14 protein-coding genes and 4 pseudogenes are annotated in these 13,532 nt (G+C 42.6%); 8 read left to right on the plus strand and 10 right to left on the minus strand.

What is annotated here, in order from left to right; all coding sequences use genetic code 11:
* Nucleotides 1-362: 362 nt before the first annotated feature.
* A complete protein-coding gene (locus tag M1F14_RS05615) occupies nt 363-1,124 on the plus strand; it encodes an IS5 family transposase (RefSeq protein WP_181468803.1) in 762 nt (253 codons plus the stop codon).
* 230 nt (nt 1,125-1,354) lie between these two features.
* Nucleotides 1,355-1,656: pseudogene (locus M1F14_RS05620) on the plus strand (transposase); the annotation flags it as partial.
* A 264-nt stretch (nt 1,657-1,920) separates the two neighbouring features.
* Here M1F14_RS05620 and M1F14_RS05625 read toward each other — a convergent pair.
* The 3 genes from M1F14_RS05625 to M1F14_RS05635 form a co-directional block, all read right to left on the minus strand.
* Nucleotides 1,921-2,346, minus strand: a complete 426-nt coding sequence (locus tag M1F14_RS05625; RefSeq protein ID WP_181468802.1) for a putative zinc ribbon protein — start codon at nt 2,344-2,346, stop codon at nt 1,921-1,923.
* Nucleotides 2,347-2,597: 251 nt separating this feature from the next.
* Complete coding sequence (locus M1F14_RS05630) at nt 2,598-2,837, minus strand: AlpA family transcriptional regulator (RefSeq protein WP_181468801.1); 240 nt, start codon at nt 2,835-2,837, stop codon at nt 2,598-2,600.
* 96 nt (nt 2,838-2,933) lie between these two features.
* Entirely contained in the window at nt 2,934-3,467 is a 534-nt protein-coding gene (locus M1F14_RS05635; protein WP_163885768.1) for a putative zinc ribbon protein, read from the minus strand.
* 21 nt (nt 3,468-3,488) lie between these two features.
* On the opposite strand from M1F14_RS05635, the gene M1F14_RS05640 reads away from it, so the two are divergent.
* Nucleotides 3,489-3,704, plus strand: coding sequence for a hypothetical protein (locus M1F14_RS05640; protein WP_080025647.1), 216 nt, complete (start codon nt 3,489-3,491; stop codon nt 3,702-3,704).
* 147 nt (nt 3,705-3,851) lie between these two features.
* Here M1F14_RS05640 and M1F14_RS05645 read toward each other — a convergent pair whose 3' ends face one another.
* Nucleotides 3,852-3,989: a hypothetical protein gene (locus M1F14_RS05645; protein ID WP_181468800.1), complete on the minus strand. Its 138-nt coding sequence runs from the start codon at nt 3,987-3,989 to the stop codon at nt 3,852-3,854.
* Nucleotides 3,990-4,070: 81 nt separating this feature from the next.
* On the opposite strand from M1F14_RS05645, the pseudogene M1F14_RS05650 reads away from it, so the two are divergent.
* Nucleotides 4,071-4,214 (plus strand): annotated as a pseudogene (locus M1F14_RS05650) (transcriptional regulator); the annotation flags it as partial.
* Between the two features lie 132 nt (nt 4,215-4,346).
* Here the strand turns inward: M1F14_RS05650 and M1F14_RS05655 are convergent.
* Complete coding sequence (locus M1F14_RS05655) at nt 4,347-4,559, minus strand: AlpA family transcriptional regulator (protein WP_181468799.1); 213 nt, start codon at nt 4,557-4,559, stop codon at nt 4,347-4,349.
* A 274-nt stretch (nt 4,560-4,833) separates the two neighbouring features.
* On the minus strand, nt 4,834-5,223 hold the full coding sequence (locus tag M1F14_RS05660) for a hypothetical protein (RefSeq protein ID WP_325984405.1): 390 nt from the start codon (nt 5,221-5,223) through the stop codon (nt 4,834-4,836).
* Between the two features lie 927 nt (nt 5,224-6,150).
* Here M1F14_RS05660 and M1F14_RS05665 point away from each other — a divergent pair.
* The 3 genes and pseudogenes from M1F14_RS05665 to M1F14_RS05675 all read left to right on the plus strand — a co-directional run.
* Nucleotides 6,151-7,206: a hypothetical protein gene (locus M1F14_RS05665; RefSeq protein WP_181468797.1), complete on the plus strand. Its 1,056-nt coding sequence runs from the start codon at nt 6,151-6,153 to the stop codon at nt 7,204-7,206.
* 138 nt (nt 7,207-7,344) lie between these two features.
* On the plus strand, nt 7,345-7,779 hold the full coding sequence (locus M1F14_RS05670) for an antirestriction protein (protein WP_181468796.1): 435 nt from the start codon (nt 7,345-7,347) through the stop codon (nt 7,777-7,779).
* A 95-nt stretch (nt 7,780-7,874) separates the two neighbouring features.
* Nucleotides 7,875-8,297: pseudogene (locus tag M1F14_RS05675) on the plus strand (DUF932 domain-containing protein); the annotation flags it as partial.
* Nucleotides 8,298-8,391: 94 nt separating this feature from the next.
* Here M1F14_RS05675 and M1F14_RS05680 read toward each other — a convergent pair.
* Genes M1F14_RS05680 through M1F14_RS05690 form a run of 3 tightly spaced genes read right to left on the minus strand, consistent with a single transcriptional unit; the run spans nt 8,392 to nt 11,637 of the window.
* The gene (locus tag M1F14_RS05680) at nt 8,392-9,405 is read right to left on the minus strand and encodes a tyrosine-type recombinase/integrase (protein WP_181468795.1); all 1,014 of its coding nucleotides are present in this window, start codon (nt 9,403-9,405) and stop codon (nt 8,392-8,394) included.
* Nucleotides 9,395-10,363, minus strand: a complete 969-nt coding sequence (locus tag M1F14_RS05685; protein ID WP_166687546.1) for a tyrosine-type recombinase/integrase — start codon at nt 10,361-10,363, stop codon at nt 9,395-9,397. The genes M1F14_RS05680 and M1F14_RS05685 overlap by 11 nt, the downstream gene beginning before the upstream one ends.
* A complete protein-coding gene (locus M1F14_RS05690; protein ID WP_181468794.1) occupies nt 10,360-11,637 on the minus strand; it encodes a site-specific integrase in 1,278 nt (425 codons plus the stop codon). Before M1F14_RS05690 ends, M1F14_RS05685 begins: the two co-directional genes overlap by 4 nt.
* A gap of 168 nt (nt 11,638-11,805) precedes the next feature.
* Here M1F14_RS05690 and M1F14_RS05695 point away from each other — a divergent pair.
* Nucleotides 11,806-12,213, plus strand: a pseudogene (locus M1F14_RS05695) (DUF932 domain-containing protein); the annotation flags it as partial.
* A 60-nt stretch (nt 12,214-12,273) separates the two neighbouring features.
* On the opposite strand, the gene M1F14_RS05700 reads toward M1F14_RS05695, so the two are convergent.
* Nucleotides 12,274-13,161 (minus strand): PAAR domain-containing protein, encoded by an 888-nt coding sequence (locus tag M1F14_RS05700; protein WP_181468792.1) that lies wholly within the window; start codon nt 13,159-13,161, stop codon nt 12,274-12,276.
* Between the last annotated feature and the right edge of the window lie 371 nt (nt 13,162-13,532).

Consider the following 13,532-nt stretch of genomic DNA (forward strand, 5'->3'; position numbering starts at 1 on the left):
ATAAATGTCTAAACTAAATAACTATTACCATGAAAAGGAATGGCGAATAACCGCAGAACCAATAAAGCCTGCACCACCAGTAACTAATATTTTCATCTTGGAATAATAAGTCGTATTTTGATTGTGAAAAACAGAGTGCTAAAAGTAGTTATCTCATGATTTTGGCACGCTACCGCCCCGGGCTTACAGCTACCTGTTCACTGATAATTCTTAATTTACTCAACTAATTTTGGCTATTATACACAAATAAGCTCGAGTGAGATAGTTGTTAACTAGAGCGTGTTGATCTTTTCGGTATAAAAAGCAGACAGCAAATGGGGCTGTTATAATGGTTTCGCCAAAAATCAAAAAAACACCCCCAAATGCCGAGACTTATGTTAACAGATGATAGCTGGAAGTTACTATCAAAAATCATGCACCTAACCGGACGTATTTATAACAAACCAGCACATAGAATGACCCTTGAAGGTATTTTATTCCGAATAAGAACAGGCATTCCATGGCGCGATTTACCTCGTCAATTTGGTGAATGGAATACGGTATTTAGACGTTTTAACCTTTGGTCAAAGAAAGGCGTGATGATGGAAATTTTCCAATTTCTATCTCGCTTCAATGATCCTCAGTGGCTATTTATTGATGCCAGTATCGTGAAAACGCATCAAGATGGAGCCAACGTTAAAGATGCTTCAAAGCAGGCTATAGGCAAAAGCCGAGGCGGCAACTCAACTAAAATACATTTAGCGGTAGATAGCAGTGGTCTTCCGGTTCATTTTGAGTTGTCAGGTGGGCAAGCCCATGATGTGAGTTATGCAGAAACATTGGTTACCTCTTCACCGGAAGCCGAAGTTGTTATTGCAGATAAAGGCTATGACTGTGAAGCCTTACGACAGTTGATAAAAAGCCGTCGGGGTCAGCATGTCATCCCAAAAAAAGGGAATAGTAAACAAGGGAATAAAGATATTGATTGGTGCTTATATCGATATCGTCATTTAGTTGAAAATGCCTTCCTAAAAATAAAGAAATACCGAGCAGTGGCGACTCGGTATGACAAATTAGCCCGAAATTATGAAAGTGTTGTTGCTTTAGCATTTTCAATCATGTGGCTCCCAATGTGGGTCGATTGAAATATGCACTACAAAGATAAACACGCTCTAAACTATCTATAAATAAGATATACTTACAGATAAATCTTACTGTGATCCCTTCCCCCCACTTTAGTTCCGCACCCTTTTGATATTTCATTATTTTCAGCTAACAGCTGATATAGATTGGCCTCTTAGATCTCCAAGAAGTTGATATCACTTAAATTAGTGATTATTGAAATGGCATAGTTAATTTGGTCACCAACTCAGAGGTGATATCATCACCTCATAAAACAGATAGGTGACAATTATGGCAAAACGTATATGACGGCTTTTCAGTGCTGAATTCAAACTTGAAGCGGCTCAACTGGTACTTGACCAAAACTATTCCGTGGTCGACGCCGCCAACGCGATGGGCGTCGGGAAATCAACCATGGACAAATGGGGTCGGCAACTCAAGCTAGAACGCAAAGGGATCTCACCGAAAGCGTCACCCATGACGCCAGAGCAAGTTGAAATCCGTGAATTGAAAAAGAAAATTGCGCGACTTGAAGAGCATAATGAGATCTTAAAAAACTGCCTACATTTCGCGATATCCCCCATCTGTTCTGCGCAACTAAATCAGGACACTTTTCTTAAGGAATTTTCATACACCACTGGCGATAAATAATTATTGGCCGTGTGTGATAGCGTAACAGCCGTTCCTCGATATGAAAATTCAGCCTTAACTCCTCTTCTTCGGTGAGCTTATCAGGGTAGGCTTAATTTTGGTGGCAGTGCCGTGGTCACATTTAGCGAAAGCGTGATTGATTAACCTAACACCATGAGCATTAAAAGGTCATAATGGAAACGATTTTTCTGTTTTAGGCTGATGTTCCTCTGTTACATTCTGGGCAGGAATACACCAAATCCCCTCATGGCACTTCGGGCAACATTTTTGATTGTTTGTAAAATACTCACGACACTGCACGCAAAACCAATCCGTGACCTTTAAAATAGGGGACACTGATCGAATCTGTGTGCTCAGTCGTGCCTTGTCTTCTAAGCTCTTGATCTTACTGATGACCCGCGGACAGTGCTCTGCGTTCTGAGGATCAGAATGGGTAAACCATGACTCCGTTGGCGTCTTGTGCAGTGTGACGGGCTCACCGCAGTGAGCACAGTAATAGTTTTCTCGTGAATAACTCGGTTCTTGGGTGGCTCCAGCGAATCGATTGTTCTGCGTTAAGGCTAGCGACATTTTGACTTCATGTAATTTAAGCATGGTTGTGCTCCTTCTGTAAAATTTAAACTAAACGTTCTGAGTACCCAACATTCATGATCCACACTCGGCAACCCACCTTGAAACTTAGAAGACCACTGAGCTGTGCCTGCATGCGTATCGAGCCAGGTTCGTATGTTTAGGGCGTCGCTTTGCCTAGAGCGCATTCAATCGCACCAGGTGTGGTTGAAATTGAGTTGGTGGGTAATGGGTGGGTATGCTATGGAAAATGCACGGCGACTCGCGCTAGTGCCTTAGGATCCAAGGGCGAAGTTGCCCCCTCTCGATTCATCAATGCGCGCCTGCATCCAGGCCTCCACTTCACTTCGTAACCAGCGGGAGCTGCGACCCAGCTTAATTGGTTTCGGAAACTCACCGTCCTGTATGAGCTTGTAGAACCATTTGTCAGTAAGACCGGTAAACTGAGTTAGAAATTTCATATCAACGAATTGGTCGTTTAGCAGGCTGGTGGTTGGGGTTGTTTGAATCGTCATTGTCTTGTCTCCTAAGTATGAAAAGGAGAAGGCGACTGAGGTGGGGAATGCGTGGTGTCAGTCGTCCTTCAGACAATAACGGACTGCTGTATTTTTTTATTGCGCCTCATCGATAACATTCGGTTCAGTGAGGTCCGTCAACCGCAGCAATGGAGTGCGTACCAACGATTCAATACCCTGATTATTCAGCGCGTAATGAAAATAGCTGTGGTCTTCGGTGACCTGAGAAGCAGGTATGCTGTAAATCCCCTCTCTGCACTTCGGGCAGCACTTTCTGACTGGTCGCTGCTGGCTGGTGTAAAACCGTCGACACCAGACGCAATACCATTCCGTGATGGGCTTTATGGGATGAAGCTCGGAGAACTGTTCAGCTTGTTGAGATTGTCGCGTCAGATAACTGATAGCCGCGTTTACCTCAGGACAATCGAGGTATTTCTTATCAACGGGGTGTGCAAAGAAAAAATGCCGTTTACGGCGGTCCAGATACACCGGTAAGTGACAGTGTGGACAGTAAAAGGGAATGGGTAGTGCCGGTTGCCAGCGCTCCTGCTCTTTAAAGGCATTTGTCAGGCGGCCATCAGGTAATTCAGCGATACCGAGCTCCAGTTCATTCAGATTGTAAATGTTCATTGTTTTTCTCCGGTGTGTTGTGTGTTTGAGCAGGACAGTAATAATGGGTCTGAAACCCGTTATGGCGAAGCGGAATATGACGGTATCGGGTATTACCATACGTCGGAGGATGGACGGGTTAATCTGCGTCAGGAAGTCGATCCCAGTAACAACAGCCCAATTGTCATTGCCTATGTTGTCGGCACCGACCACGCTACGGTCTACAGCAACTGCAAAGTGACGGCTGAAGAGGAGTAATGGGTGTGAATAACGCGCTCAGCGCCATTCTGCGCGTTTTATTCGGGCAGGGGATAAACTTGCACGGTGTCGCCACAATAAACGGCTATAAGGGCCATAGAGATCATCATACAGCCCCTTGCTGCTACAGCATTCCCTATGGCTGACTTAACGATGACGGGAACGAGGACGACCTATCGGCTTATCATTCACATCAGGCAGGCGGGAGATATGGTAAATCGGGTCAAAGGGTTTCTGCTCGGCTTTGGCTAAATAGTTCACCTGCCTTACGACCAGCATAATCATCAAAGTGTACCGGACGGCGTATAGCGTATCGATAATCGCGGCCTGTAATTTATTTTCATGTCAGGCTGTTCGTCTACTTGTTGGGGTAATGACCCGCATATTCCTTGGTCAAGTATTTCCCGTGAGTCCTATGCACTGTTCACATCAGCATCAAAGTCTTTTAATATTCCCGCACTGACTGGCGCCTATGGCATTATTAATGATAGCAGATCTCGTTATGCTTTTCATGGTTGCTGTACAAAAAACTATCAATCGGCACCTTCCTTAGTACCCTAAAGATCGTCTTCTTTTGACGTTCATATAATATTTCACTAGTGAGTTGTAAAAAATCGCTGTAACTGACTAAATTAATAATACTTAGCCTCTAGAAGCGGTGATACGTTCATTCAACCAGTGTTCAACCTCACTCTTTAACCAACGTGAGCTACGTCCTAACTTTATTGGTTTGGGGAATTCGCCCTCTTGAATGAGTTTATAAAACCACTTATCCGTTAATCCTGTCAGATGAGTGATAAATTTCATGTCGATAAATTGGTCATTCAGTAAGGGGTAATTGGTTGTATTGGTCATCGTTTGTTTCTCCTAAGAGTGAAAAGGAGAAGGATCCGAAAGGGTTAATGAAATGCGGTGTGAATCCTTCAAACAATAACGCCATGCTGTATTTTTTTATTCACTTCGATGGTTAATGCTTCTCACAGCTAATACATAAACTGAACCCACTACTCCCTTTCACTAGACAATACGATAAACACGCTCAGATCCATTCTGAGCGATTTAATCAGCTAAGTGCTATGATGGGATGACTACGGTGTAAAAAACGCACTGGTGAAGCGAATAGACGTATTTAAGACGAAGAGGACTTACGAGGACGACCGATTCGCTTTTCCGTAGGCGGAGTCGAGAGATGGTAGATAGGTTTAACGCCTTTTTGTTCGTATTTAGCCAAGTAATTGACGACATACCGCATCGCTCTTTTACCCCGTTTATCATCAAAGTGGATAGGTTTACTGATATCCGCACGATATTGTTTATTGTCGGTACAATGATAAAGATAACCTTCGCCTTCCGTAATGGTTTCCCAGAGCATATCCATTCGCTGATTGAAATCCCATTTCTTACGATGGCGTTGACCATCCACATAGATGACAGCATGAGCATGTAAGCCCCTATCAGGAGCTTCTTCCAATACCCAAGCATAACCTATTACTCCGGGATATTTTGAGAGACGTAACATCAGGATACTCATATCCCGACTGAATTGATGTTCATCTCCATAAATGTATCGCTCACTGTCTTCACGCCAATGGAAATCCGTTCTTATCATCAATATCTTCGAGTAGTGTTCAAAGAGTTTGGTTTGTTGTTGATAGAGTAAATTTTGTAATTGAGGGATAGCAAAGCTCATGGTAATAACTCCGTTAAGTAGAAATTAACTCAACGGATAACAGGAGACTGTAAATTATTTTCTAACGTACAAAAGAAAATGGTCGTTTTTATTTTAGGTAATGGATAACCACGCCACTCGGATATTTTCTATTTAACCCAGAGGGGTGGAGGGTTAATGTTGTTTTTAGTCGGCGTGGTTTATTGATTAATGATGTAATGATGAATCATAGAGATTAAGGTTAGGTAAGAGTGATATGAGAATGGATATCTTGATAATGGATATCTTGATAATGGATATCTTGATAATAACATTAATAACCTAAAGGTTTCGTTTTATGTATTCTCGAGATCATAGTGAGAGTTAACTAGGCATTGTTAGATTAACATATCTCATTCATGTTATCTGCTAATAATAGAGACAAAACTATCTTTTTAAGGTAGTATCAACATTGTTCATTTTTTGCCGTGGATATGATGAGTGATAATAAAGGCTAATCACTAATATAGATACTATCCAATTATTGACCTGTCATTCTAGTTCATATTAATCATAACCCTCTATACTTTTTTATGCTAATACCGATTAAGAGGTTCATAAGGGGAGGATCAAATACTAGATAATGCTAGAAAAAGAGTGACTATCTTTTATTATCTTCATATTTACTTTTTATCTACTTTATATCTGTTTCTGACGTTATTTATACATCGGTCACATTAAAAATGCCTCAAAACTGTCAATATAGATACAATAATGGTACATAGTAGAGGTCGTTTTATGAGCAGATCAGATGATATTGTTAAAGAAGGGTTAGATAAGCTAAAAACAAATGATAATCGTTTAGCTAATTTTTATGTCAATTATCTATCCAATATCGATTGGTTTAATGATCGTCACCGTCATGGTGATATATATAACTTCCATTCAAATAATGATGACTATAAGTCTATTAACAGTACTCTTAGAAATATCCTTTATGAATTAGATCCTCACTTAGAGGATTTAGAAAATGCTATTACTCTTGGGAATTTAAATATTCTCTCTTTAGAAGGATTTTCTTGGATAAAAGATGATGAATATGCGTGTGCATATTGCTGGGGAGTGATTACAACAAGAGAAAGTGATATATTTAGAGATGCACCATTTGATACTTTCTATTTGGATAGGCACAGGAACAAAAATACATCTTGGTTTGACTTTTTAAATTTAAGTAAGCAAGCAATGAGTCACGAAGAACGATACAAGGTTATTTTAAACTTATTTGATGGTGTTTTTTTTAAACAGGGTGGTGAAAAACAACGCACTTTGGATTTATTAAAAGAGCTATGGCTTAAAGCAAGTAATGATTTTAACTCATTCTCATTTATAAAAAATATGGATGAGCCGTCTATCAACTGGTTATTAGATTATTTTAAAAAATATAAAAATGAACGTAACATAGAGGATAGCTTAGGGCTAGCGCCTAGAAGAATGAATCTATGGAATCGATTGAATCAACCTGACTTATTATACTATTTATCACTTTACCCACAAAGCTCTCAATCGGATAAATTAATTGCTGTTACATCTGCTCTCCGACTATGGGATGCAGGTGATCAAGTATATGAAAGAAAACATTTTATCACAAAATTAAAAAACTCATATAAACAATGGCATACTCGTAAAAATCTAGATGGAAGAGTCGCAATAAATAGCGTCATTGGGAACAGTGAAAAAGAGCGATTAAAAGAAATGGCAAAGCATTACCGTATGAATCAAAACAATTTTTTAGAAGCTCTTATCAATAAACAATACAAAAAATATCAGGAAAACCCAGATGATTTACAAATTTAATCTGTAATTTTTCTCAGGTATATATTACTTCAATGAAACCTAAGCCTTAATGGCGATTAATGAGTGAACTAGCCCTGCGCCTTACGGTGCAGGGCTTTTTGTTTATTGCGACAAAATACACTGAATTGGAGTTTTATTATGTTTACCTTACAACAGCAAGCATCTGCCGTTATCAAAACTAACCTTGTTCACCCTCGTGGTCGTGATACCTTCTGGCGTTTTTACTTTGGCACTGTGCCAGACTGGCAACGTATTGAAGGCGATATCTTTAATCTGATGGATAAGATGTGTGAGGTCTATCAAGGTGCTTTCTGGGAGTTCAGTATGCTGTCTAATGGCGGCGCATTTATCTGGCCTGATATGCTCGAAACCTCCCTGCAAATGTTTAACCCGCATAACGGAAATGAAGCTGAGTTAAGCCCTGAAGCAGCCGGTATCGCAGTTTGTCTAATGGTGTATAGCATCTGGTCGTTTAAAACCGAGAGTTCTGTGCTGGTAGAGTATTTTTACCAACTTCGTGACTATGCAATGCAACATCCCGAGCAAGCACAAATCTTTCGCCTTATAGACTGATTTATCAGTCACGGTTTTATCTTTCTCCCACCAGCAATCTTCATTTAATCCATTTATCGAATTATTTATCAGTTTAATTATTGAGGAGAACCCCTATGTCTCGTTTAGCTTCCCGTTTTGGCAATGCTTGCTCTATTCGTCGTGACCGCCCGCTAACTACCGAAGAGTTATTTCGCACAGTACCCAGTGTTTTTGGTGAAAACAAACACGGATCCCGCAGTGAACGATATGCCTATATCCCTACGATTACGTTATTAGAAAGTTTACAGAAAGAAGGTTTTCAGCCGTTCTTTGCCTGTCAAACTCGTGTACGAGATGACAGCCGTCGTGATCATACTAAGCATCTGTTACGCCTCAGACGTCATGACCAAATTACGGGCAGCCTAGTGCCTGAAATCATCTTACTCAATAGTCATGATGGCTCATCGAGTTATCAGATGTTACCGGGGATGTTCCGATTCGTTTGTCAGAATGGCTTAATTTGCGGACAAACCTTTGGTGAGGTGCGTGTACCGCACCTATGTTAATTTCTCAACTATGTATAGTTAGCTCGCGGAGCTATTGTCGACCCCTATAGTTTATTGACCTGGAGCCGACAATTGATTTGCATAGTTACAGCGTTTTCAGAAAGTTGAGTAGATCATCTGATGCCCGGAATCGCTTGAATGTTGTGTCTGGTGCATCAAGGCGAGAAAGCACCTCTTCCTTCATCTGCAAGTTGGCTTCGACATAGCGATGCGTCGTATTCACGCTTTCGTGACCAAGCCATAGAGCAATGAGATTGAAGGAGACACCACTTTGCAGAAGGTGCATGGCGGTCGTATGCCTGAGGACATGTGGTGACACTCGCTTGGTCTTCAGACTGGGTTGAGTGGCTGCTGCACGATTGACTGCAAGTGCTAAACGTTGTGCCACATTAGCTCGCGTCATTGGTTGCCCCGATCTGGCAGGAAGCAATGCCGCATCACCGTGCATGTTCTGATTGGTTCGCAACCATGCCCGTATAATTCCAACCGTGGATTTCCATAATGGTATCGATCTCTTACGTCGCCCTTTTCCATTCAGATGAACGCATGCGCTTCCATCAAGCACGACATCAACAACACGTATATTGATTACCTCAGACACTCGAGCCCCCGTGTTATAGATAATCGTAAACAGCAAGTGATCGCGCTGTGAGGTCCAGCCATCACCAGGGGCACCGAGTATGGCGATGATTTCTGGGCGAGTTAAGTGGCCGATTAGTGGCTGATCAAAGCGTTTCATTGGTACATTGAGTGCCCGTTCTACCGTGTGTAACGCGGTAATGTCTCGTCGGCCAGCAAATCTGAGAAACGTTCGTAGGGCAGTCAGGCGAAGGTTGCGGCTTCGTACAGTATTCTGACGTTCTAACTCCAGATTATCCAAAAACTTCAAGATGAGATCTGGCGTGATATCTTCCAACTTCATGGCTACTGGTTGTCTGTGCAACTGCGAAGTTGCAAACTCAAGAAATAGCTTGAGCGCATCCCGATAACAGGCGATTGTTTGCGGACTGAGAGCCCTTTGCGCCACCAGGTATTCAGTAAAAAACTGCTGCACAATTTCCGGGAAACTTGATTGCTTAGACATCGATTTACGCATCATTCACCTCCGGCATACACATTTCGAATTGCTTTGCCGAAGCCGCCATCAGCTCCGGAACCGCCTGTAGATACCAGTAAGTCTCCGCTATGCTGGCATGCCCTAAATAAGTCGATAGTGACAGCATCTCATGAGCAACATCGATCCCTTGTTGTTGCCACAAAATAATCCGCCTGACCACAAATGAATGCCGTAGATCGTGGATACGTGGTGCATGATGAGTACCACGATTAACCCAGCCCAATTCCCGGCGTAATGCCCGGAATACCCGACAAACTTGTTGTCCGCCTAATCGTTTTCCTAATACATCGGCGCGTAATCCGATGAAAAAATAAGCATCTTCATCTGATGCTGCCCTCGTTAATTTACGTTGGTTCAGGTATTGATGTAATGCCTTGCTCGTACTCGGGTGCAACACGATTGAACGTGATTTTCCAAACTTGGTTCTCCGGATTATCAATATGCTCCTACGTAAGTCTACATCGCTAATGCGAAGTGACAGAGCCTCAGAAATACGCAATCCAGTGCTTGCGAGAAGGCCAAAGAGTGTCTCGTAGAGCAGACCTCGGATGCTGTTGTGCGGGCCCAACCTCTTCGCCGCAGCCAACAGATCCTCGATCTCTTGCTCACTGTAGATATGCGGCGTTCCGCGCTCTGGTTTTCGTCCGCAGACCGAGCCATCTGGCACCTCGTGTTCCGGTTCTGAGAATTGCAACCAGCGCATGAAGGTACGCAAATATTTCAGGCGACCGTGGGCCATGCTAATGGGCACAGCTTCGGTAAACCGGCCTTTTGATGCCCATTCTGTCATCAATTCAAGAGTTAATGGCCCTTGATGATTGGCTCGCTGTACGTATCGTGCAAAGCTACGTAAACAATAACTGGCATGACTCATTTCGAAGCCGAGATACCGTTTTTCAGAAAGATAACATTCAACTTGTGTGGTCAGATCGCCCATCATATCTGGCCCCCTGCAGTATCCATGTCAAAAAAGCCCGGCCACGGCAGAGCTACGTGTGCAAGATTACGACTGTCGAGTTTGGCATAAATGCGTGTGGCATTTAACGAGCGGTGACGCAAAATATCAGCAATGTCTTTAATCGACGCACCAGTCGCAAGCAACCTGTTGGCCATCGTGTGACGCAGTAAATGGGCACTGGTGTACTGAAGCCCGGCACGCGTATATACCTGGCGTATAGCGATACTGACCACCGATCTACTAATGGGACGTTCACGAGGTGTTTTATGGCTGGCAAAGACCTCCCGATGCAGGGTCTTCGGTCTGCCGTTCTGTAGGTAGGCAGCGATGGCATTGCCTGTAGTTACGGGCAGAGGCATTACATCGTCCCGGCGGCCTTTTGTCCGACGCAGGGTGATTGTTCCGCTCACCCAATCAATATCATCCAGGCTCAGGCGGGCGATTTCACCAATACGAAGGCCGAGATCCAGAGCACAGCGCACCATGGCATCAGCACGCAATCCAATAGGATCTGTTTGCCCAAGTGAGTTTAGCAGCTGTTCAATTTCGTCGGTGCTGAGTGACTTAGGTAAAGATGCCTGCTGCCAGTTAGCCGGATTTGCAAGGGCGCCAATCAAAACATACAAATCATCCTTTTGCATTATACGCCACCGGAAATAGCCACGCAGACTGGACACAACGAGACTAAAGCTTACCGGTGTTCTATAGACATTAGCCTGTGAGGCAAGAAAATCACGAACATGTGCGGGGGTGAGCGTGGATAAATTGATGGCACCATCGTTGAATTTATCGCGAAGAAATCTGCCAACAATTCGTATGGAAGTCTCCCGAGTACTTCGCGCGAATCCACGGGCTTGTAGTAAATAGTCGTCAAAACGGCGTAACTCTACAGCCACTGGGAGCATATCAATAGGTTTAGGTGGGATTAACTCTATGGCCCGCAACATGTTTAACAAGTGCCCTAGGGGCGAGCGACTATGGTTGCGCCGATATCCCGAAACAGGCTCAATATAATCGGGAACGCGCTGGTGCAAAAATTCTTCAACCAGAGTCTCATTTACATCACACAAGGACAGGCGCATTTCCGACATCCAACGTGAAAACTGTGCCATGACCTCCCCGCAACGCTGAATATAACTGTTCGAATATCCACGACATGCTAAGTACTCTCGAAATGTTTTTCTGTATTCAATCAATAATGGAACACAACCGGTAGGGTCACCGTGATTGCATAAAGTAGGTTGATCGGTATTCATGATTATCTCCTTGAAATGGGAGACAACAGGTTGGTTCGAAAATGAAAACTATGTATAGGAGAAATTTTAAGCCAGCTACCTATAACAGGTTAAATGGATACGGATTAACAACAAACTACACATAGTTAAGAGATCAACATAGGTGCGGCTATGAATAGATGCTCATAGCCCCATAAGGGCGATGTGGTAAATAAAGTCATTGAAGGGGCTTATGAAGTATTAGGCACCTTCGATGCCATCGCAGATAAACGCGAAGAAATGCAAAGCTTGATATTACCGCCACCAGCCCAACACATCTTTGCTCAATCTGCTCTCACATATCGTTATGGTGAAGCGCATCAACCTGTGACCGAAGCGCAAGTATTACAGCCACGCCGTGTAGAAGATAAGAAGGACGATCTTTGGACGGTGTACCAACGTTTGCAAGAAAATTTAATTAAAGGGGGATTATCAGGCAGAAATGCGAAAGGTAAACGCGCTCGCACGCGTTCAGTGAACGGTATTGATGGGGATATTAAATTGAATAAGGCGCTGTGGGTGATGACTGAAAAGATGTATGAGTATATTAACAAATGAAGCTCCATTGAGTGCTTAGGGTGGGTATAATGTGGGTAGAGACTAAGGCTCTACCCTATATTAACGCCGTCCTAAAGACTCTAATGCCCATATCATTTTTAAATAAAATAATAAAATGATCACAGCTGAAACGAGTATACTCCAATTGAATAATGTATCTCTTAGTGGGCCATCGATATCGTCTCGTCCTTCTACTAAACCTTCTATACCCTCGTAAATACCATTAGCGCCATGTGCAATTAAAGGAGCTCCGATAATACAGCCAAGCCCTGTTCCACATAATGCACCACCAGCCCACACCATGCCTGCACCACCAAAAATTGAAAGACCATTAGTTAACCAGTTTAGTGATTGTTCCAGTAAGCTTTTCTCTTCCTGCTTTAACTCGGCAGAACCTTGTTCATAACTTTTTTGGCCAGATTCAACTTGATCAACAATAAGATAAGCAAAAGCTTCTACTTGACTTTGGAATGCATTCTTTATGTCTGGATAATAGAGGTGTTTTTCACAAAGCTCATCAGCACAATCAATTAGGTGTTGCGCATCAATTTTAATTTTGTTGCTGTTATTGGCAATAATAGGAGGAGCATAATGATTACTTGGTTGGCTAATTGTTTGCTGAATAGGAGCCTGGGTAGCTACAGGGTTATATGCGCGAGACATCGGTTCATCTTCTTTGCTGTAGCAATCAGTGATCGAGTTTATCAGTCTTGCTTTGCATGGACAGGAGCTAAAGCTATCTAGTGTTCCCGCCATCATTCTGCCATTACCCCATACATTGCTAACGCCACCAAGTATGTTGTATGTCCCAGAATGCTTTCCACAGGTAACTAGATCGCCCTGACGTGCAGCCGATCTTCCATGAAATATAAAAGTATTATCACCCGTCAGAATCTGACTACCGCAAGTTGTTTTATCACCAACACGTAAAAAATAGCCTATAGCCATGTCTGTCCTTAAACGTAATTGCACTTAAGTTAAATGTTATTGTTGAGCAGTGTTAAGGCATTGACAAGTTATTTTTAACAATTACTAAGGATTACAATAGATAAGAGATAGGGTGTTAGTATTTTAATAATGTCCAACAAGAAGGATAAAATGGTATTATGGCAGAAGCTTATATAAGAGAGGGAGTGATGCTAATTAATTTAGTTTTCAAACCCCAAACTACTGAGTATACATTTAAGTATACAAAAAATTATCTGTAAATTTATACTGAATAAAAACAATGCATTATCTGTAAAGTACGAGTCCGGCCTTCGCACCATAAGAACATCAAGAGGCATCAATCGAGGTCTTTTTTGTATCTGAAATCCAGT

Source organism: Providencia sp. PROV003 (assembly GCF_045040775.1).
Taxonomy (GTDB): Bacteria; Pseudomonadota; Gammaproteobacteria; order Enterobacterales; family Enterobacteriaceae; genus Providencia; species Providencia huashanensis.

What these genes read in the sequence shown, in the direction of transcription:
- M1F14_RS05615 (WP_181468803.1), top strand. Translation starts at nt 363, where the DNA reads ATGCCGAGACTTATGTTAACAGATGATAGCTGGAAGTTACTATCAAAA.
- M1F14_RS05625 (WP_181468802.1), bottom strand. Translation starts at nt 2,346, where the DNA reads ATGCTTAAATTACATGAAGTCAAAATGTCGCTAGCCTTAACGCAGAAC.
- M1F14_RS05630 (WP_181468801.1), bottom strand. Translation starts at nt 2,837, where the DNA reads ATGACGATTCAAACAACCCCAACCACCAGCCTGCTAAACGACCAATTC.
- M1F14_RS05635 (WP_163885768.1), bottom strand. Translation starts at nt 3,467, where the DNA reads ATGAACATTTACAATCTGAATGAACTGGAGCTCGGTATCGCTGAATTA.
- M1F14_RS05645 (WP_181468800.1), bottom strand. Translation starts at nt 3,989, where the DNA reads ATGATTATGCTGGTCGTAAGGCAGGTGAACTATTTAGCCAAAGCCGAG.
- M1F14_RS05655 (WP_181468799.1), bottom strand. Translation starts at nt 4,559, where the DNA reads ATGACCAATACAACCAATTACCCCTTACTGAATGACCAATTTATCGAC.
- M1F14_RS05660 (WP_325984405.1), bottom strand. Translation starts at nt 5,223, where the DNA reads ATGTTACGTCTCTCAAAATATCCCGGAGTAATAGGTTATGCTTGGGTA.
- M1F14_RS05665 (WP_181468797.1), top strand. Translation starts at nt 6,151, where the DNA reads ATGAGCAGATCAGATGATATTGTTAAAGAAGGGTTAGATAAGCTAAAA.
- M1F14_RS05670 (WP_181468796.1), top strand. Translation starts at nt 7,345, where the DNA reads ATGTTTACCTTACAACAGCAAGCATCTGCCGTTATCAAAACTAACCTT.
- M1F14_RS05680 (WP_181468795.1), bottom strand. Translation starts at nt 9,405, where the DNA reads ATGATGCGTAAATCGATGTCTAAGCAATCAAGTTTCCCGGAAATTGTG.
- M1F14_RS05685 (WP_166687546.1), bottom strand. Translation starts at nt 10,363, where the DNA reads ATGATGGGCGATCTGACCACACAAGTTGAATGTTATCTTTCTGAAAAA.
- M1F14_RS05690 (WP_181468794.1), bottom strand. Translation starts at nt 11,637, where the DNA reads ATGAATACCGATCAACCTACTTTATGCAATCACGGTGACCCTACCGGT.
- M1F14_RS05700 (WP_181468792.1), bottom strand. Translation starts at nt 13,161, where the DNA reads ATGGCTATAGGCTATTTTTTACGTGTTGGTGATAAAACAACTTGCGGT.